General features: G+C 59.3%; 19 protein-coding genes. 9 read left to right on the forward strand and 10 right to left on the reverse strand.

Annotation, left to right across the window (positions count from 1 at the left end; genetic code table 11):
* Window positions 1–88 precede the first annotated feature (88 nt).
* Window positions 89–628 (forward strand): dCTP deaminase, encoded by a 540-nt coding sequence (gene dcd, locus Q5H92_RS12745; protein WP_305011915.1) that lies wholly within the window; start codon window positions 89–91, stop codon window positions 626–628.
* 133 nt (window positions 629–761) lie between these two features.
* The gene (locus Q5H92_RS12750; RefSeq protein WP_305011916.1) at window positions 762–1310 is read left to right on the forward strand and encodes a DUF4890 domain-containing protein; all 549 of its coding nucleotides are present in this window, start codon (window positions 762–764) and stop codon (window positions 1308–1310) included.
* A gap of 123 nt (window positions 1311–1433) precedes the next feature.
* Here Q5H92_RS12750 and gldC read toward each other — a convergent pair whose 3' ends face one another.
* Both gldC and dnaN read right to left on the reverse strand, forming a co-directional pair.
* The gene (gldC, locus tag Q5H92_RS12755) at window positions 1434–1769 is read right to left on the reverse strand and encodes a gliding motility protein GldC (RefSeq protein ID WP_305011917.1); all 336 of its coding nucleotides are present in this window, start codon (window positions 1767–1769) and stop codon (window positions 1434–1436) included.
* 137 nt (window positions 1770–1906) lie between these two features.
* The gene (gene dnaN, locus Q5H92_RS12760; RefSeq protein WP_305011918.1) at window positions 1907–3031 is read right to left on the reverse strand and encodes a DNA polymerase III subunit beta; all 1125 of its coding nucleotides are present in this window, start codon (window positions 3029–3031) and stop codon (window positions 1907–1909) included.
* A gap of 335 nt (window positions 3032–3366) precedes the next feature.
* Between dnaN and Q5H92_RS12765 the strand changes: the two genes are divergently transcribed.
* The 3 genes from Q5H92_RS12765 to Q5H92_RS12775 are packed head-to-tail and all read left to right on the forward strand — an operon-like array spanning window position 3367 to window position 6414.
* Window positions 3367–4170 carry an N-formylglutamate amidohydrolase gene (locus tag Q5H92_RS12765; RefSeq protein WP_305011919.1) on the forward strand — a complete coding sequence of 268 codons (804 nt, stop codon included), beginning with the start codon at window positions 3367–3369 and terminating at the stop codon, window positions 4168–4170.
* A 46-nt stretch (window positions 4171–4216) separates the two neighbouring features.
* Window positions 4217–5551, forward strand: coding sequence for a formimidoylglutamate deiminase (hutF, locus tag Q5H92_RS12770; RefSeq protein WP_305011920.1), 1335 nt, complete (start codon window positions 4217–4219; stop codon window positions 5549–5551).
* Entirely contained in the window at window positions 5548–6414 is an 867-nt protein-coding gene (locus Q5H92_RS12775; RefSeq protein ID WP_305011921.1) for a DUF7003 family protein, read from the forward strand. Before hutF ends, Q5H92_RS12775 begins: the two co-directional genes overlap by 4 nt.
* Before the next feature lie 8 nt (window positions 6415–6422).
* Here the strand turns inward: Q5H92_RS12775 and gldG are convergent, their stop codons facing one another.
* The 4 genes from gldG to Q5H92_RS12795 form a co-directional block, all read right to left on the reverse strand.
* Window positions 6423–8147 (reverse strand): gliding motility-associated ABC transporter substrate-binding protein GldG, encoded by a 1725-nt coding sequence (gene gldG, locus Q5H92_RS12780; RefSeq protein WP_305011922.1) that lies wholly within the window; start codon window positions 8145–8147, stop codon window positions 6423–6425.
* On the reverse strand, window positions 8147–8872 hold the full coding sequence (gene gldF, locus Q5H92_RS12785; protein WP_305011923.1) for a gliding motility-associated ABC transporter permease subunit GldF: 726 nt from the start codon (window positions 8870–8872) through the stop codon (window positions 8147–8149). The genes gldG and gldF overlap by 1 nt, the downstream gene beginning before the upstream one ends.
* Before the next feature lie 143 nt (window positions 8873–9015).
* A complete protein-coding gene (gene gldA, locus Q5H92_RS12790) occupies window positions 9016–9924 on the reverse strand; it encodes a gliding motility-associated ABC transporter ATP-binding subunit GldA (RefSeq protein ID WP_305011924.1) in 909 nt (302 codons plus the stop codon).
* 175 nt (window positions 9925–10099) lie between these two features.
* Complete coding sequence (locus tag Q5H92_RS12795; protein WP_305011925.1) at window positions 10100–10792, reverse strand: SDR family oxidoreductase; 693 nt, start codon at window positions 10790–10792, stop codon at window positions 10100–10102.
* Between the two features lie 105 nt (window positions 10793–10897).
* Here Q5H92_RS12795 and Q5H92_RS12800 point away from each other — a divergent pair, with 105 nt between their 5' ends.
* Complete coding sequence (locus Q5H92_RS12800; RefSeq protein WP_305011926.1) at window positions 10898–11617, forward strand: GIN domain-containing protein; 720 nt, start codon at window positions 10898–10900, stop codon at window positions 11615–11617.
* A gap of 15 nt (window positions 11618–11632) precedes the next feature.
* Window positions 11633–12082, forward strand: coding sequence for a hypothetical protein (locus tag Q5H92_RS12805; protein WP_305011927.1), 450 nt, complete (start codon window positions 11633–11635; stop codon window positions 12080–12082).
* Window positions 12083–12085: 3 nt separating this feature from the next.
* On the opposite strand, the gene Q5H92_RS12810 is transcribed toward Q5H92_RS12805, so the two are convergent.
* On the reverse strand, window positions 12086–12808 hold the full coding sequence (locus Q5H92_RS12810; RefSeq protein ID WP_305011928.1) for an SDR family oxidoreductase: 723 nt from the start codon (window positions 12806–12808) through the stop codon (window positions 12086–12088).
* Between the two features lie 100 nt (window positions 12809–12908).
* Here Q5H92_RS12810 and Q5H92_RS12815 point away from each other — a divergent pair, with 100 nt between their 5' ends.
* Window positions 12909–13640, forward strand: a complete 732-nt coding sequence (locus tag Q5H92_RS12815; RefSeq protein ID WP_305011929.1) for an MlaE family ABC transporter permease — start codon at window positions 12909–12911, stop codon at window positions 13638–13640.
* A gap of 124 nt (window positions 13641–13764) precedes the next feature.
* Window positions 13765–14580, forward strand: a complete 816-nt coding sequence (locus Q5H92_RS12820; RefSeq protein WP_305011930.1) for an ABC transporter ATP-binding protein — start codon at window positions 13765–13767, stop codon at window positions 14578–14580.
* A gap of 142 nt (window positions 14581–14722) precedes the next feature.
* Here Q5H92_RS12820 and Q5H92_RS12825 read toward each other — a convergent pair whose 3' ends face one another.
* The 3 genes from Q5H92_RS12825 to Q5H92_RS12835 all read right to left on the reverse strand — a co-directional run bounded on the left by Q5H92_RS12825 (window position 14723) and on the right by Q5H92_RS12835 (window position 17164).
* Window positions 14723–15259: a YfiT family bacillithiol transferase gene (locus Q5H92_RS12825; RefSeq protein ID WP_305011931.1), complete on the reverse strand. Its 537-nt coding sequence runs from the start codon at window positions 15257–15259 to the stop codon at window positions 14723–14725.
* Between the two features lie 75 nt (window positions 15260–15334).
* Window positions 15335–15967: a bifunctional nuclease family protein gene (locus Q5H92_RS12830; protein WP_305011932.1), complete on the reverse strand. Its 633-nt coding sequence runs from the start codon at window positions 15965–15967 to the stop codon at window positions 15335–15337.
* Window positions 15968–16186: 219 nt separating this feature from the next.
* The gene (locus Q5H92_RS12835) at window positions 16187–17164 is read right to left on the reverse strand and encodes an electron transfer flavoprotein subunit alpha/FixB family protein (protein WP_305011933.1); all 978 of its coding nucleotides are present in this window, start codon (window positions 17162–17164) and stop codon (window positions 16187–16189) included.
* Between the last annotated feature and the right edge of the window lie 99 nt (window positions 17165–17263).

Below are 17263 nucleotides of genomic sequence, written 5' to 3' on the forward strand. Positions count from 1 at the left end.
GGTTTACTGGTAGCGGGCAAGATGCTTCGCTGCGCTCTGCATGACGTTTTAATAAATAAGACGTTCTAAAAAAAGCCCCCACCATTACATGATTCTGACCGACCAGCAAATCCTCGCGGAAATTGAAAAAGGCACCATCGTCATCGAGCCTTACGACCGCGCCTGCCTGGGTACCAATTCCTACGACGTGCACCTGGGCAAGTACTTGGCCACCTACCGCGACGCGGTGCTGGACGCGCGCAAACACAACGAAATCGAAACCTTTGAAATCCCGGAGGAGGAAGGTTTCGTGCTGGAGCCCGGCAAGCTCTACCTGGGCGTGACGCAGGAGTATACCGAAACCCACGCCACCGTGCCTTTCCTCGAAGGCAAGAGCAGCGTGGGCCGCTTGGGTATCGATATTCACGCCACTGCCGGCAAGGGCGACGTGGGCTTCTGCAACCATTGGACACTGGAAATCAGCGTGTCGATGCCGGTGCGGGTGTACCGCAATATGCCTATCGGCCAGCTAATTTATTTTGTAGTGCAGGGCGACGTGGCCACCTTCTACAACCGCAAGCAAAACGCCAAATACAATGACCGGACCGACAAACCGGTAGAGTCGATGATGTGGAAAAACCAATGGTAGCATATTTGGCTGGGGCTATGTATGCGGGCTGATTCCGAACCGGAACCGCGTTTGGTGCGTTTAAACCTATAACTGAGCCTCCTTTCCTCTGGCCCGGTCCTTGCGTACGAGTATTACCAAAGCCCCTACGACGATGACTACGAAAATCACTTTTGCTTCTCTGATTTTGGCTCTGTTGGCTGGCTCGGCCAGTGCTCAGCAGGCGCCCCGCACCTCCACCGTGGCCCCGCAGGACAAAACCCAGTCCAGCCCGCGCCTCAATCCCGTGGCCGAGCGCGCCGACCGCCTCAGCAACCACATGGTGCGCGACCTGCACCTGAACAACTACCAGGCCACCAAGCTGCGCGCCATCAACGCCGATAAAGTGGCCAAGATGGCTGCTATTGAGCGCAAAAACGCGGGTAATCAGAAGCTTATTGACGAAGAGTGCAACGGCGTGTGCAAGGAGCGCGACAAGGAGCTCATGGCTGTGCTCAGCAACGACCAGTATAGCAGCTACTTCGGCTCCCGCGCTACTTACTATCGGTACGACAAGGATTACGCCTCGCAGTCGGCCAGCATCCTGCTGACCAACTCGGTGCAGAACCCCAGCCCCGCTCGCGCCAACGACGCCACTATTTCACCAACGCCCGAACGCCCGACTAACCGCCCGGCCGGCAACCTGGGCCGCAACGCCCGCTAGTTCTGTAGCGCACACCTCAGCCTGCGCAATGTAAATGCAAAAAAGCCCTGCTGGTATTGCCAGCGGGGCTTTTTACTTTCCGGCGCGTTTGTAATCGCACAAGCAGAAGCCTGTGCTACAGGATTATTGGCCCTGTTCCTGCTTGTCCAGATACTCCGACAGTTCCTTGCAGAGCGCACGCATCTTGTTAGCCATTTCCTTGTCGTCGGTGGCCGTCACAATGTTTTCAGCCATTGAGCCGATGTTATCCACCACGAAGCGCTTCATCTCGTCCACGGGCATGTCCTTGGTCCAAAGGTCAATTTTCATGGTGCCCACCTGTTCCCGGTCCCACAGCGCGATGTTGATGGCCTTGGCGAAGTGAATATCCGGCCCCGCATCGGTGGCCGACCAGCTGATGGCCTCGGGTACTTTGTTGTCGTCGAGAGCAATGCTGAAGCGGATTTCTGATTTTTTCATGGGTTGTGAAGAAGAAAAGCAGAACGTCATGCTGAGCGCAGTCGAAGTATCTCGCGTGCAGCAGTAATTAACTTACTTGCGCGGTAGAGATGTTTCGGCTGCGCTCAGCATGACGTTCTGAGTCAGTGCGATAAAAATTATACGTAGTTGTTCAGCATCACCGGCATCACCAGCATCAGGATGCTTTCGTTGTCATCGGGCGTGGTGGGCATGAGCAGGCCGGCACGGTTGGGCGTGCTCAGCTCCAGTGTGATTTCCTCGGAGTCGATGTTCGACAGCATTTCGAGCAGGAAGCGGGCGTTGAAGCCGATTTCCATGTCCTCGCCGTCGTACTGGCACGTCAGGGTTTCCTTGGCTTCGTTGCTGAAATCCAGGTCCTCGGCCGACACCACCAACTCCGAGCCGGCCAGGCGCAGGCGTACCTGGTGGGTGGTTTTATTGGAGTAGATGCTGATGCGGCGCACCGAATTTAGTAGCTCCGAGCGGTTGATGATGAGCTTGTTGGGGTTGCTCACCGGAATCACGTTCTCGTAGTCCGGGTACCGCTCGTCGATGAGGCGGCACACGAGGCGCATCTGGTTGAAGCTGAAGAAGGCGTTGCTCTGGTTGAACTCCATCTTCACCGGCGTGGCCTCCGAGGGCAGGGTGCCTTTGAGCAGGTTGAAGGCTTTGCGCGGGATGATGAGGTTGGCGGTTTGGCCGGCGCCCACATCCTGGCGGCGGTAGCGCAGCAGGCGGTGGCCGTCGGTAGCCACGAAGGTCACCTGCGAGTCGGCCAGCTGCACCAGAATGCCGGTCATGGCCGGGCGCAGCTCGTCGGTGCTCACCGCGAAAATGGTTTTGTTGATGGCGCGCGCGAGCGACGACGAGGGCATCTCAATCGGGGCCGAGCCCTTCACCACCGGCACGCGGGGGAAGTCGGCGGCGTTCTCGCCCGCCAGCTTGTAGCGGCCGTTCGAGGAGCTGATTTCGATGGTATAGGTTTCCTCGTCCAGCGTGAAGGTCACGGGTTGGTCGGGCAGGTTTTTGAGGGTATCGAGCAGGATGCGGGCGGGGGCGGCAATGCGGCCGGTGTCGCGGGCTTCCACGGGCAGCTCGGTAATCATGCTCGTCTCCAGGTCGGAGGCGGTGATGGTGAGCTTACCGGCCTCAATCTCAAAGAGAAAGTTCTCCAGAATGGGCACCACGGGGTTGTTCGTAACCACGCCGTTGATGCTTTGCAGCTGCTTGAGCAGCGCGGAGGACGAAACAATAAATTTCATAAGAGGGCCTGGGCTTTGGTTGGGGGAGGGCAAAGATACGCGGCGGGGTTGGGCTTTGGAAAGGGGAAGCGGGCCGGGGCAATACTTCTTTTGGCGGGCAGGAGCAGCGGGTTTAATTGGTGTCGCGCTGCTACTGGCTTCGCAGATTTCTGCGTTGGTAGAATGTCCCCCAAAGCTATGTTTCGGCACGCGCCTGCCTCGCTCAACGAGCCGACGCGCCGCTTCGGGATACATCCCAAGCGGCAAAAAACCGGCTTACCTTCGCTCACTGATTGAAAAGACCCTTGTTTTGCCCCAGAAACGAGGCAACAACCTGGCTGGCTCAACCAAAACCCATGAAGCTTTTCGAGATTATGCCCCTCACGGCGCCGCGCGTGCCCATTGTCATCAGCGTGCCGCACGCCGGCACCGAGTTTCCCGACGACATCCGGGCCGAGCTGAAGCCCGGCCTGCTGCCGCCCGATGATACCGACTGGTTCGTGCATCAGCTCTACGATTTCGCCACCGAGTTGGGCATTCCCATCATCAAAGCCAATTACAGCCGCTGGGTGGTCGACCTCAACCGCAACCCCGACAGCAGCCCGCTCTACCACGACGGCCGCGTGCTCACCGGCCTCTGCACCAGTACCACCTTCCTCGGCGAGCCCATTTACGCCGATGAGCGGCAGGAAGTAGCGCCGGCCGAAGTGGCCCGGCGCAGGACTATGTATTTCGAGCCTTACCACCAGGCGCTGCAGGAGCTGCTGGACGATACCCACGTGCTTTTCGGGGAAGTATTGCTCTGGGACTGTCATTCCATCCGACGCTCGGTGCCGGCTATTCACGCCGGGCCGTTCCCGGATTTGATTCTGGGCAGCGCCGATGAAACCTCGGCTTCAGCCGAAATCATCGGCGCGGCATTGCAGCAATTGGGCGCGGGGCCGTATTCGCTCAGCCACAACACGCCCTTCAAAGGCGGCTACATCACACGGCACTTCGGCCGGCCCGAAGCCCGGCAGCACGCGCTCCAGCTCGAAATGTCCAAGGACCTGTACATGGACGATGCCGAGCAGGCCTACGACGAACAACGGGCCGGGCAAGTCCAGGCGGTGCTTCGTCAAACGCTGCTCACGCTGAGCCAGATGCTCAAACCTTATTAAAAACTACCATCCGGCTGCTTCGCCAGCCCCATCCGGCCGTTTGCTCATGGTGTACTATCGGTTTTCTTCCCTGCTTTTAAAAGATGGCTGGCTCAGCCCGGCCTACGTTGGTGTCGACGAGCAGGGCCTGATTGGGTACCTCGCGTCACAGCCGCCCGCCGAAGCCGGCGCGGCCGTGCAGACGGTGGCGGGCGTGGCCTTGCCCGGCTTCCAGAATGCCCACTCGCACGCCTTCCAGTACGGCATGGCGGGGCAGGCCGAGCAGCACGCGCCCGGCACGCGCGACGATTTCTGGAGCTGGCGCGAGGCCATGTACGCCTGCGCCGAAACCTTCAGCCCTGAGCAGAATGAGCAGGTAGCCACCACCTTGTACCGCCACCTGCTACGCAACGGCTACACCTCAGTGGTCGAATTTCACTACCTGCACCACGACCCCACCGGCCGCCCATACACCAACCTGGGCGAAATGGGCGAGCGCCTGGTGGCCGCCGCTCGCACGGCCGGCATCAAAATCACCTTGGTGCCCGTGTTCTATCAAAAAGGCGATTTCGGCCGGGAGCCCCAGCCCCGGCAGCGCCGGTTTATTTTACCAACGCTGGATGACTACCTGCGCCTGCTGGATGCCAACCGCGAAGCGGTGAAGCACTACGAGCGTGCCAGTCTGGGATTCGGCGTACACTCGCTCCGGGCCGTGGAGGCGGGCGATGTGCTGGCCACCCATTCCCAAGGCCCCGCCGACCTGCCTTTCCACCTCCACGCCGCCGAGCAAACGCTGGAAGTGGAGCGCAGCCTGGCCCACCTCGGCGCCCGTCCCGTAGAATGGCTGCTCGACAACCTCCCGCTCAACGACCGGTTCCACCTCGTGCACTGCACCCACATGACCACCGATGAAACCACGCGCCTAGCCCGCTCCGGCGCGCAGGTCGTGCTCTGCCCCGGCACCGAGGGCAACCTGGGCGACGGCATCTTTCCGCTGGTGGAGTACGCCGAGGCCGGCGGCCGCTGGTCCATCGGCACCGACAGCCACATCAGCCTCAATCCGCTGGAAGACCTGCGCTGGCTCGATTACGGCCAGCGTCTCATCCACCGCCGCCGCAATATCTTCGCCGACGGCGCCTCCGTACTGGTCGATAAGACCTTTTTCGCCGGCCACAAAGCCGCCGGGCGCACCCCCAAGGATTATTTCGCCCTCGGCCAGCCGCTCGATGCGGTGGTGTATGACAGTAGCCACCCGCTACTGGCGCAGGCCGGGCCGCAGCACCTGCTGCCCGCCGTGGTATATACGGCCGACCCTTCGGCCATTCTCGGCACGCTGGTGGATGGGCAGTGGGCGTATTGGGCTGAGGAACTAAAACAGGGAAAAACTGCGCTTAGAGCATGATTTTAGAACAGAAAATTCTCAATTCGCTCGACCATGCGAATGATGGCTACTACTGCAATTTTATTCCGCTAAATCATCCATACTCCTACCTGATTGATACAAGGTTAAATGTGTTTCGTGGTGACGGGCAATGGGCAATAGCTGCTGAAATCCTTGGCTATAATCCGAGAGGCAGCCGCATAGAATTGAATATCTTCTACTATGGGAACTGTCTGATTAATCTGGAGAGGTATAATAATCGGGATACCAATTACTACGATGCCGCCCCGATTGACGAAGATTCCTTCAGCGCAGCCACTACTGATGGTTTGTTGAATCCTGAAGCAACCACCTTATTGGTGCACGGCGCCAAATTGGCCTTAAGCCATAACAAGGATGATTATGAACGCGCCGGGATTGGCTTGGTAGAATATGAGCCGGGCAGCATAAGCATGGAAGAAGTAGGCCGGCTGCTGATTACGCAAAATCAAGCAGCGTTTCGAGCTACTGATGCTGAGTTATATAAATCGATTCCTGAGCATCTAAGGAAGCTTCTAGTACTGGACCATTGGTACCATAAGGACTTTACAGTTGGTCCGCCCAAAATTATGTCTGATGAGGACATTTTTAGGGCATACGAGTTAAATCGGGGTATAGGAGGGCTGCACGGGATGAGTGTGGAAGCATTAACTGCGACTATTCGAGCCCAGGAGCGGCGCATGGGAAAGTTTGAACGGGAGCAGTGGAATACTGACCGTCCCAGCAGCTACGAAACTTGGCAGCAGCTTGCAAAAGTGCTGCAAACAGGTGACACCAGCCATTACAAACCCACGCTGGCACCAAATACCCACTGGTCGAATTGGCCTGAGTCTGGCTCGTTATAACGGCCCCTCTAACTCCCAAACGCCGCGTAGCGCCGCTTGCGTCGCCACGCCCGCACGGCCCCGAACGCGCCCAGCAGCGCCAGCGGCACGCCGAGGTTGAGCAGTTGCCAGCGGCGGCGCTGTTCGGCCAGCTTTACTTTGTCGAGGGGGCGGAGGGTGATTTGCTTGCCGCGCACGGCGATGAGGCCGGTTTCGTCAAGCAGGTAATCGGTGGCGTTGAGCACCAGCTCGCGGTTGGCGAATTCGGTGTTGGCCAGGCGGTCGAAGCCCAGGCGGTAGGGATTGCCGGTTTTGGGGTCAATGTCGGAGCGGATGAAGTCGCCGTCGGAAATGACCAGGATTTTGCTGGGCTTGGCGTTGGCCGGCTTTTCGGGCTGGAACTGCAGGGTGCCGGGCCGGGCACGGTTGGCGAAGAGCGAAGTGAACTGGCCTTCAAGTAAGTAGCCCACAGGCTGAAAACTCTTTTGGTAGAGCTTGGGGTTGGGCTCCAGGCGGGCATCGTTGAAGTTGATGGGCACCGGGGCAGGCAGTACGCGGGTGTAGCGCGAGGTGCTCATGAGCGCCGTTTTGCGGATGCCGGTGGCTTTCACCGTATCCATGTTGCCCGTGAACTTGAGGTACACCGCATCCAGGTTGCGGGTGATGGGGTGGGGGCTGAACTTGTTGATGAGCGGGTAGAGCTGCCAGGGCATGGGCTCGATTTTGGGCTTGTTGCCATCGAGGCCGGTCACGAGCGGAATCTGGCCGCTGTTGAGGTCGAGCAGCAGATTCTGGTTTAGGCGCAGGCCGTATTTGAAGAACAGGTCGTCGAGGTTGAGGTCGTAGGGCGTCGCCAGGGCCACGCCGTTGCGGCTCACGCTGTCGAGGTCCACGCGCAGCGCGTCCACGAAAAACATGGCCTTTCCGCCTTGGGTGATGAACTGGTCGAGCTTGAACTTGTCGTCTTCAGAATAGGGCGTTTTGGGCTGGGCCACCACGATGGCATCGAGCGCGCTCAAATCCTTCACCTTGCTCAGCGTGACGCGAAACACGTCGTACTGTTGCTGCCAGGTGCCGAGGATGTCGCCAGCCTGCGCGTTGGTCAGCTCGCCGTGGCCTTCCACCACACCGATGCGCTTGCGCAGCGTCGGCACTAGCGTGCGGATGGTGCTGGCCAACTCGTATTCCAGCCCTTCGATGCTTTGGTTGAGGCGCACGTCGGCTGGGGCGGCTTGGTTGCCGCGCAGCAGCAGCACGTTTTTGTCTTTGCCGCCCACGCTCACCACAGCGTAGGGAAAAATGATTTTCTCCACGCGCTTGCCGTTTTCGGTGGCGCCAAGGTTGGTGGGTTTCAGCCCTTTCTTGAACAGCGAGGTATAGAAGGCGTTGCGCGCGGCTTCGGTGCTGCCGGCGCTGGGGTCGATAAAAATGTAGTTCAGGTTAGCCCCACCGTATACCTGGAATTCGGTCAGCGTCTCGCGCACACCCTGCTCTAAGCGGCGAAAAGCGGGTGGGAAGTCGCCGGTCAGGTACACCGTAATGGTGACCGGCTGCTTGAGGTCGCGCAGCAACGTTTTAGTAGCCGGCGACATCGTGTAGCGCTTTTCTTCGGTCAAATCAAGCCGGAAGAAGAAGCGCTGGGCAATAAAGTTAAACAGCAATAGTCCGCCTAAAACGGCGGCAAACGTGAGCAAATCGCGCTGCTTACGCGATGCAGGAACCGGAGCCGGAGGAGTAGTCAACGTATTTTCCATTACCAATTACGACTCCGTAAGGCCAGGCGCGTGGCTTGTAGCGCCACGGCCACCACACTGAAGAAATAAACCAGGTCCCGCGAGTCAACCAAGCCCTTGCTTAGGTCGCGGTAGTGCGCCGCTATGCCCAGTTGGCTCACGTAATAAGCCGAACTGCCTTGCAGCACCGAGGCCAGCGAATCGAATCCCGAGTAAACCAGAAAGCAGCCCACCACCGCTACCAGAAACGCAATAATCTGGTCGCGCGTGAGGGCCGAAGCCAGCACGCCAATGGCCGCAAATACCGCCGCCAGCAACGCCAGCCCCAGATAAGACCCCACCGTGGCGGCCGAGTCGATGTTGCCCTCGGGGCTGCCCAGCTTATACACCGAATAATAGTAAAGCAGCGTTGGAACCAGCGCCAGTAATGCCAACAGGAAACACGCCAGATATTTGCCGCCAATTATCTGCCCGTCCGTCAGCGGGCGCGTCAGCAGCAGCTCAATGGTGCCGGCCTTTTTCTCCTCTGCAAAGGTCCGCATGGTGATGGCCGGAATCAGAAACAGGAAAATCCACGGCGCCAGGTTAAACAGCGTTTGCAGGTCGGCGTAGCCGTAATCGAGCACGCTGCTATCGGGGAAAACCCAGACGAACAGGCCCGTTGCAACCAGGAAAACCCCCAGCACCACGTAGGCCACTGGGGAATTCAGGAAGGCATTGAATTCTTTTCTTAAAATGGTGAGCATAGGCTGGGACGTCCACCAAAGAACGTCATGCTGAGCGCAGTCGAAGCATCTCTACTGCGCAAGTAATTAATTTAGTATAGCGGTAGAGATGCTTCGGCTGCGCTCAGCATGACGTTCTTTTTAGTTGGGGCTTTCATTCACTTTTATTTCGTCAATTCCCCAAATACCTCCTCCAGGCTCTGGTGCTCCTGCCGCAGCCCCAGCAGAATCCAGCCTTCCTGCCCGGCCAGGCGCGAGACAGCGGCGCGCACGTCCACGCCCGGCGCGGTTCGCAGCAACACGGTGCCACCCGGCGCGGCCTCTACGTGGCGCACGCCGGGGAGCTGGGCCAGCTTGGCCGCATCCACCGCGCCTTCAAACTCGGCGCGTACCACGGTTTCGCCGGCGGCGCGGGCGGCCAGCTCGGCCACCGGGCTGTCGGCCACCAGCTTGCCCCGGCTTATGATGAGCACGCGTGAGCACAAAGCCGTGACTTCGGGCAGAATATGGGTGCTGAAAATGACGGTTTTGTCCTCGCCCACCTCGCGGATGAGCTGGCGGATTTCCAGAATCTGGTTGGGGTCGAGGCCGGTGGTGGGCTCGTCGAGGATGAGGACGTCGGGGTCGTGGATGAGGGCCTGGGCCAGGCCCACGCGCTGCCGATAACCCTTGCTGAGCGCGCCAATCTGCTTGTTTTGTTCGCGGCTGAGGCCCACGCGGCGCACCAACTCGGCTACGCGGGCGCGCAGGTTTTTGCCGCTCAGGCCGTGCACCGAGCCGATGAATTCGAGGTACTCGTGCACGTACATGTCGAGGTAGAGCGGGTTGTGCTCGGGCAGGTAGCCCACGTGGTGGCGCACGGCCAGGCTGTCGGTAAGAACGTCGTGGCCGGCCACGCGCACGGTGCCGGCGGTAGGAGGAAGGTAGCCGGTGGCAATTTTCATGGTGGTGCTCTTGCCCGCGCCATTCGGCCCGAGGAAGCCCACGATTTCACCCTTGCCCGCCGTGAAGCTGATATTGTCCACGGCATTCTGGGTGCCGTAGGTTTTGGTCAGGTGCTCGATTTCTACCATATATCAATTCTTTAAACAACTAACAGGGCTACAGCCAAAGGTGCAATTTGGATAATTAGCCAAATAATGGCTATCCATACAAAAAGCCCTTTTGTTCCTTTCCAGCGAGGTTCTGAAGCACGCCATTGGCGAACGGAATACCACAGTAAAACAAGCCCGGGAATGAAGAACATGGCTACTTCACCTGCGCCGGCCGCAACTGTATTTCTGAAATCATGGTCGTGTCCGGCGCTTCCACAGCGTGCACAATAGCGGCGGCAATGTCTTCGGGCTGCATCTTGTGCGGGTCGGGCGCGGGGCCGGGTTCTTTGCCGTTGAAGTTGGTTTCCACCGAGCCGGGCATCACGCACGTCACGCGGATGCCGGCCGGGCGCAATTCCTTAAATAAGGCATCTGAAAAGCCGCGCACCGCAAACTTAGTGGCGCAGTAGCCCGACATGCCGGCCGTTCCCGCCGTGCCGGCCAGCGACGCCACGTTCACGATGTGGCCTTGTTTCTGGCGCTTCATCTGCGGCAACACGGCGCGGGTGCAGAGAAAAGTGCCCAGCACGTTGGTGTCGAACATCGTCTTCCAGTCCTCGGTTTTGAAGCCGTCGACGTCGCCCATGATGCCCAGGCCGGCGTTGTTCACCAGCACGTGGATTTCGGGGCCCAACTCGCGCTGGGTGTTGGTGAAAGCTTCGGCAATGGAGTGCTCGTCCTGCACATCGCACTCGAAAAACTGGAACCGGTCGTGCGCCAGCCCCTCGGGGGCGGTGCGGGCCCAGCCGGCCACGGCAGCGCCTCGCGCCAGCAGCGCTTCGACGGTGGCCCGGCCAATTCCTTTGCTGGCGCCGGTCACGATGGCAACTTTACCGGTAAGGTCCATTTATCTTTGGAAAAAGTAAGGAAGCAAATGCGCAAGATGAGTTTGCGGCCGCAAGTTAGCGGCCCGGGAGGGTTAAACGGAATGCGTAGCCTGGGACGTTGGGCAATGGGAACGACGCTGGCTGCCGGATTGAGCACCTGCGGGCCCGGCCACGGCACCGATTGCCTGAAAAGCACCGGCACCATCATCACCGAGCGCCGCGAGGTGGCTGCCGGCCTCACCACCGTCACGGCCTTCGACAACGTGGACCTGCGCCTCGTGCAAGACACCCAAACCTACGCCGAAGTGCGCGCCGGTGAAAACCTGATTGGCGACATCGAATTCACCCGCAAAGGCGATGCCCTCGAAATTGCTAACACCAGCCGCTGCAACTGGGCCCGCAGCTACGACTCGCCCCGCGAAGTGACATTGCACCTGCCGCGCGTCACCAGCGTGTTCCTGCGCGGTCAGGGCAACGGCAGCACCGTGGGCGAGTTCGCGCAGGATACCATCTTCTTCCACCTCATCGGGGCCGGCGACTACGACTTGACCGTGCGCGCCAAGCAGTTGTTCCTCGACCAGTACGAGCTGGGCGACCTCACCGTGCGCGGCTCCACCACCGAAGTGAATTTCACCCTCGGCGGCTCCGGCCGTTTGTTTGCGCAAGGCCTGGCTACCCGCCGCTGCTACTTCAACATGACCCGCGACAGCGACGGCAGCGCCCACGTGCGCGCCACCGACATCGTGGGCGGTACCGTGGCTGGCAACGGCACGCTCTACTACGGCGGCCCGCCCGCCACTACCGACATCCGGGTGACGGGCAAGGGCGGTAAAAAAGCTGAGTGAATCTCACGAAATCCCATGAATCTACCTGATTACTCCTCGTTGAATTTGGGGTTAGCGTACCAAATAATAAAGTGGGCGGTGCTGCTGATGCTTATCATCACTGCCTCCTTCTGGCGCAAAGGTGGTTTGTTGCTGAATTTGCTGCTTGTGGCAGGCGTTGCGTTCACAGCCATCGGTTCATTGTTTAAAATATCGCATTGGGCATTTGCCGACGTGCTGATGCTATCAGGCGCTGCGCTGCTGGCTGTAAGCTATACTTGGTGGTACCGCGCCAAACCGCAGTGCTATTTGCTCGACCATCTTAAGCTGGCTTGGGTGCTGGCCACCGGTGCCGCCGTGGTAGCCGTCGTTTTTCATGGTTTCATAAGGCCAATAGCTGGCATTGCCGAAGTGCTTTTCTGGGCAATGGCTTTGCTGTATATCTACCAACGATGGATTCAGCGCCCCACCCAAATGGCCGACTGATGCCTACAAATCCCCCAGCTGCGGCCGAATTAGCAGCTCCTCCACCACGGCGTGGGGCGAGAGCGAGTAGGTGCCAAACACGGCTTCGGCCACGTCCTCGGCCTGCACAAATCGCTCCGGCGGCAGCTCCACGCCGGCCCAGCTGGCCGTGAGGGTGGGGCCGGGCAATACGGCCGTCACGCGCACGCCGCTGGGCTTCAGCTCCTCGCGCAGGTTTTTGGTGAAGCCCAGCAGCGCGTGCTTGGCAATGCCGTAGGAGCCGCCGTTGGGGTAGGCCGTGATGCTGGCCGTGGAGCAGATGGTGAAAATGTGGCCGCGCCCGCGGGCAATGAAGCCCGGCAGCAGGGGCAGGGTCACGTCGTAGGCGCTGAGCAGGTTCACGGCCAGCATCTGGCGCAGTTGCGAGCCATCGACGGGCTCGTCTTGCAGGCGGCCGGGCACGAATGCACCGGCATTGTTCACCAGCACCTCCACGGGTAGGCCTAGGCCCAGCACGAAGGCGGCGAAGCGGGCGCAATCGGCGGGCTGGCTGAGGTCGGCGGCTTGGGTGTGCAATATCGCGCCGGGAACATCGTCTGCCATTTCGGTTGTGAGGGCGGCCAAGTCGGCGGCCGAGCGGGCGCAGGTGGCCACCGGAAAGCCGGCCCGCAAAAAGCGCGACACTAGGGCGCGCCCAATACCTTTGCTGCCGCCGGTCACGACAATTAATTTTTCGTTCGTTTGCACTGTTTTCGCTGGTTTTTACGTAAAGTCCCGGGCTGCCGTAATCGGCCCTGCTAGTAACTCTACGGCCCAAACTTCGGTTTTTAATTCTCAACAATATCGTATGCTCACAACATTAGGCTCGTTCGTCCTCTTCCTGCGCGGCATGGTCACGCGCACCGAGCGGTTTCGGGTGCTCTGGAACCGCACCATCGACGAAGCCATCCTCATCGGGGTCGATTCCATCGTCATCGTTTCCATCGTGTCGGCCTTCATCGGGGCCGTAACCTGCGTTCAGATTGCCTACAACCTCACCAACCCGCTCATTCCGCAGTCGACTATCGGCTACATGGTGCGCGAAATGACCATTCTGGAGCTCGCGCCCACCATCACCAGCATCGTGCTGGCCGGCAAAGTCGGCTCCAGCATCGCCGGCGGCCTGGGCACCATGCGCATCACCGAGCAGATTTCAGCCCTTGAAGTAATGGGCATCAATTCCACGTCTTATCTCGTGCTGCCGCGCATCCTGGCCGCCCTGCTCATGTTTCCCATGCTGGTGATTCTGGCCATGCTGCTGTCCATTCTGGGCGGCTACCTGGCCGGCACCCTCACCGGCGTGATGACGGCCCAGGATTACATTGAAGGCATCCGCACCGATTTTATCCCATATAACATCGTGTTCGCCCTCATCAAAGCCACCGTGTTTGCTTTCCTCGTGTCGGGCATTTCGGCTTTCAAAGGCTACTTCACCACTGGAGGCGCCCTCGAAGTAGGCGCAGCCAGCACCGGCGCCGTGACCAACTCCATCATCGCCATCCTCATCGCCGACTTCGCTCTGGCGGCGCTGCTGCTTTGAGTTAAATGGTTGAATTGTCGAATGGCTAAACGGTTGAATTGAAGGGTTGATTTTGTTACAACCTCCAGTTCACTCAGCTAGCAATTCAACCATCCACCAATCCCAACAATTCATCAATCAAAAAATGATTGAAGTATCAAATATTGAAAAGTCGTTCAACGGCACGCCCGTGCTCAAGGGCATTTCGTGCGTGTTCGAATCGGGCAAGTGCAACCTGCTGCTCGGCGGCTCGGGCACGGGCAAAAGCGTACTGCTACAGTGCATCGTGGGCCTGATGAAGCCGGACATCGGCTCCATCACCTTCGATGGCACTGTGTACACCAACAGCAAGATTGATATCCGGCAGGAAATTCGCCGCAAAATCGGGATGCTGTTCCAAGGCTCGGCGCTATTCGACTCGATGACCGTGGCCCAAAACGTGGAATTTCCGCTCCAGATGCTGACGCCCGAAATGAGCCCCGAAGAGCGCCGCGAGCGGGTCGAGTTCTGCCTCAAGCGCGTGGGCCTCGAAAAAGCCGGCGACAAAATGCCCGCCGAAATTTCGGGCGGCATGAAAAAGCGCGTGGGCATTGCCCGCGCCATCGCGCCGCAGTGTACCTACTTGTTTTGCGACGAGCCCAACTCCGGCCTCGACCCCGCCACCAGCATCAAGATTGACGAGCTGATTCACGAAATTACGCACGAATACAACATCACCACCGTCATCGTGACTCACGACATGAACTCGGTGATTGAAATCGGTGAGCACATCATCTTCCTGCACCAGGGTAAGAAGCTTTGGGACGGCACTAAAGATGAAATTCTCAACGCCACCGTGCCCGAACTGCGCGAATTCATCTTCAGCAGCAGCCTGGTGCGCGCCGCCAAACGCGTGGACGAAGAAACCGAAGGCGGCATGGCTGCCTTCGCTGAAGAAAGCGAATCCGGCGGCGGCATCTGAAAGTAGCCGGAACGGCCAAAATATAGAACGTCATGCTAAGCGCAGTCGAAGCCTCTCTACCGGGGAAGTAAATAATTACTCCTCCAGTAGAGAGGCTTCGACTGCGCTCAGCATGACGTTCTGGTTTTATAAAGCAGCGATTTTACCCCTTCGCCAACAGCAGATTCAAATGCCCCAAATGGTGTCGCCCGTGCCAGGCATACAGCGCCAGCGTCTGCTCCAACGTCGAAGTCCGCTGGTTGCCGGGATGGTAGAACGTGCGCTGCCACTGCTCATCGGTGAGATGATGCAGCAGCGTCACAAACCGCGAATGCAGCGCCTCTAGTAGCGTGAGCGACACGGTGATAGGCGTAGCGGCCACATCCGGCAGCTCGGCCCAGGCGCTTTCCTCGTAGGGTTTGATGGTGGGGTTATCCTCCGTCAGGGCCAGCCGGAAGCGCACGTAGGCGTTCATGTGCGAATCAGCGACGTGGTGGATGACTTGGCGGCCATTCCAACCGCCAGGGCGGTAGGGCTGCTCTAGGCCCACACCACCCACCGCCTTGGCCGCGGCCGTGAGTTGGGCCGGCAAGTCGGCAATCTGCTGAATGAGCGTCGTGCGCTCGGCGGCCGTTAGCGGCTGGGTGGGCAACTGCGGCCGGCCGATGGGGTATTTCAGGGAGTCGTTGGCTTCGTTCATGGCTGCAAAGGAAATAAAAAGCGCTGCCTCGAATAGAGGCAGCGCTTTTTGAATAATTATTATTGGCGAAATGGCTTAGCCGTTGCGCTTATTGAGCTCGTCGCGGATTTTGGCGGCTTTCTCGTAGTCTTCTTTTTCGAGGGCCTGGGCCAGCATCTTGGTTAGCTCATCGAGCGACACCTGGCCGCTGGGGTCGCGCGGCTCGGGCTGGGCCCGGCTGGGCCGGGGAGTGTCCGAATCGTCATCCTCGTCGTCTTCATCCTCCTCGTCCTCAGCTTCCGATTCGGCCTCGTCGAGGTCGGATAGGATAATGCCGGCTTCGCTGAGCACGCTTTCGACGGTATAAATCGGCACGCCGAAGCGCAGGCCGATGGCGATGGCATCGGAAGGCCGGGCGTCGATTTCGAACGTCGTGGCGCCGTCGGAACACACGATGCGCGAATAAAACACGCCTTCCTTCAAATCGGAAATCACCACTTCCAGAATCACCACGTGCACGTGCTCGGCAAACGACTTAAACAGGTCGTGGGTGAGGGGCCGGTTGGGGCTGATTTTCTCGATTTGTATGGCGATGCTCTGGGCTTCAAACATGCCAATAATGATGGGCAAGCGGCGATTACCGCCCTTCTCGCCCAAAATCAGCGCGAAGGAGCCAGACTGCGACTGGCTGGACGACAGGCCCAGGATTTCAAGCTGGATTTTTTTCAAGGGAATGGTACTGTGTGTCTTGGGTGGCTTTGGATAGGAGGGCAGGCAGCCCGGCCGCAGCCGGTGGGTAGGATGTACGTGCAAATAAAGAAAAGTCCGGGCATTGGCCGCCCAAAAACTGCCTTCTATTACGCGAATGCCAAAAAAAGATTGGGGGCCCAAGCCCTGAATTTCTCCCGAAACGCAGCGACCCAAGCCCCCAAATCCATCAAACTCAATTTAATTCAGCGCCTTAACCGCGGCCGTCAGCTTGGGCAATACGTCAAAAACGTCGCCCACAATGCCGTAATCAGCCGCCTTAAAGAAAGGAGCTTCGGGGTCTTTATTGATAACCACGATGACCTTCGAGCTGTTCACGCCGGCCAGGTGCTGGATGGCGCCCGAAATGCCGCAGGCAATGTAGAGGTTCGGCGACACGGTGATGCCCGTCTGGCCCACGTGCTCGTGGTGAGGGCGCCAGTCGACGTCCGACACCGGCTTGGAACAGGCCGTCGCCGCGCCCAGGGCTTTGGCCAGGTCTTCAATCAGGCCCCAGTTCTCGGGGCCTTTCATGCCGCGGCCACCCGATACCACGCGCTCGGCTTCGGGCAGCAGTACGCCGCCGGCCTGGTCCTGCATCACCACCTGCTTGGGGGCGTCGGCAAAGTCGGCATCCGACAGCTGGGCCGAGAAGCTGGTCACTTCGGCCGTTTTGCCGGCATCGTGCTGCGCCTCGGTCGAGTTTTTCTTCACGGCAATGATTTTGCGGTCGCCGCTCAGCACCACGTCCGAAAACGCCTTGCCCGAGAAAGCACCGCGCTTCACCGTGAACTGGTCGCCGCTGATTTTGGGCATCTCCACCACGTTGGTGGCCAGGCTGGCTTTGATGCGCACCGAGAGGCGCGAGCCCACGGCCGCACCAATGTTGCTGTTGGCCAGCACAATGATTTTGGCCTGCTCTTGCTCGGCCGCCGTGGCGATGAGCTTGGTGTAGGCGTTGTTCACGAAGTCTTTGAGGCGCGGCTCGGCGTCGTACAGCACTTTCGTGATGCCCTGCTCACCCAGCTTGGCCAGGTTGGCCTCATTGGCCTCGCCCACGGCAATGGCCGTGGCGGTGGTGCCCAGCTGCGCGGCCACCTGCGCCCCGTACGAGGCTACTTCCAGCGACGACTTTTTTACTTCGCCGTCGGCGCATTCAACTACAACTAATACAGACATGGTTTTTGCTTTTTTGTCATCCTGAGCGCAGCGAAGGACCTTATCACGCTGGCGCCGTTGGGTTAGTTAAAACAGACGAAAGCCGCCGTGATAAGATGC

The sequence above is a fragment of the Hymenobacter mellowenesis genome, assembly GCF_030581005.1.
Lineage (GTDB): Bacteria > Bacteroidota > Bacteroidia > Cytophagales > Hymenobacteraceae > Hymenobacter > Hymenobacter mellowenesis.

Bases quoted from the DNA above. Each gene is read 5' to 3' on its own strand.
- Q5H92_RS12820 (WP_305011930.1), top strand. From the start codon at position 13,765: ATGATTGAAGTATCAAATATTGAAAAGTCGTTCAACGGCACGCCCGTG.
- Q5H92_RS12815 (WP_305011929.1), top strand. From the start codon at position 12,909: ATGCTCACAACATTAGGCTCGTTCGTCCTCTTCCTGCGCGGCATGGTC.
- Q5H92_RS12835 (WP_305011933.1), bottom strand. From the start codon at position 17,164: ATGTCTGTATTAGTTGTAGTTGAATGCGCCGACGGCGAAGTAAAAAAG.
- Q5H92_RS12775 (WP_305011921.1), top strand. From the start codon at position 5,548: ATGATTTTAGAACAGAAAATTCTCAATTCGCTCGACCATGCGAATGAT.
- Q5H92_RS12825 (WP_305011931.1), bottom strand. From the start codon at position 15,259: ATGAACGAAGCCAACGACTCCCTGAAATACCCCATCGGCCGGCCGCAG.
- gldF (WP_305011923.1), bottom strand. From the start codon at position 8,872: ATGCTCACCATTTTAAGAAAAGAATTCAATGCCTTCCTGAATTCCCCA.
- Q5H92_RS12765 (WP_305011919.1), top strand. From the start codon at position 3,367: ATGAAGCTTTTCGAGATTATGCCCCTCACGGCGCCGCGCGTGCCCATT.
- Q5H92_RS12750 (WP_305011916.1), top strand. From the start codon at position 762: ATGACTACGAAAATCACTTTTGCTTCTCTGATTTTGGCTCTGTTGGCT.
- gldC (WP_305011917.1), bottom strand. From the start codon at position 1,769: ATGAAAAAATCAGAAATCCGCTTCAGCATTGCTCTCGACGACAACAAA.
- dcd (WP_305011915.1), top strand. From the start codon at position 89: ATGATTCTGACCGACCAGCAAATCCTCGCGGAAATTGAAAAAGGCACC.
- Q5H92_RS12805 (WP_305011927.1), top strand. From the start codon at position 11,633: ATGAATCTACCTGATTACTCCTCGTTGAATTTGGGGTTAGCGTACCAA.
- gldG (WP_305011922.1), bottom strand. From the start codon at position 8,147: ATGGAAAATACGTTGACTACTCCTCCGGCTCCGGTTCCTGCATCGCGT.
- Q5H92_RS12795 (WP_305011925.1), bottom strand. From the start codon at position 10,792: ATGGACCTTACCGGTAAAGTTGCCATCGTGACCGGCGCCAGCAAAGGA.
- dnaN (WP_305011918.1), bottom strand. From the start codon at position 3,031: ATGAAATTTATTGTTTCGTCCTCCGCGCTGCTCAAGCAGCTGCAAAGC.
- hutF (WP_305011920.1), top strand. From the start codon at position 4,217: ATGGTGTACTATCGGTTTTCTTCCCTGCTTTTAAAAGATGGCTGGCTC.
- gldA (WP_305011924.1), bottom strand. From the start codon at position 9,924: ATGGTAGAAATCGAGCACCTGACCAAAACCTACGGCACCCAGAATGCC.
- Q5H92_RS12800 (WP_305011926.1), top strand. From the start codon at position 10,898: ATGGGAACGACGCTGGCTGCCGGATTGAGCACCTGCGGGCCCGGCCAC.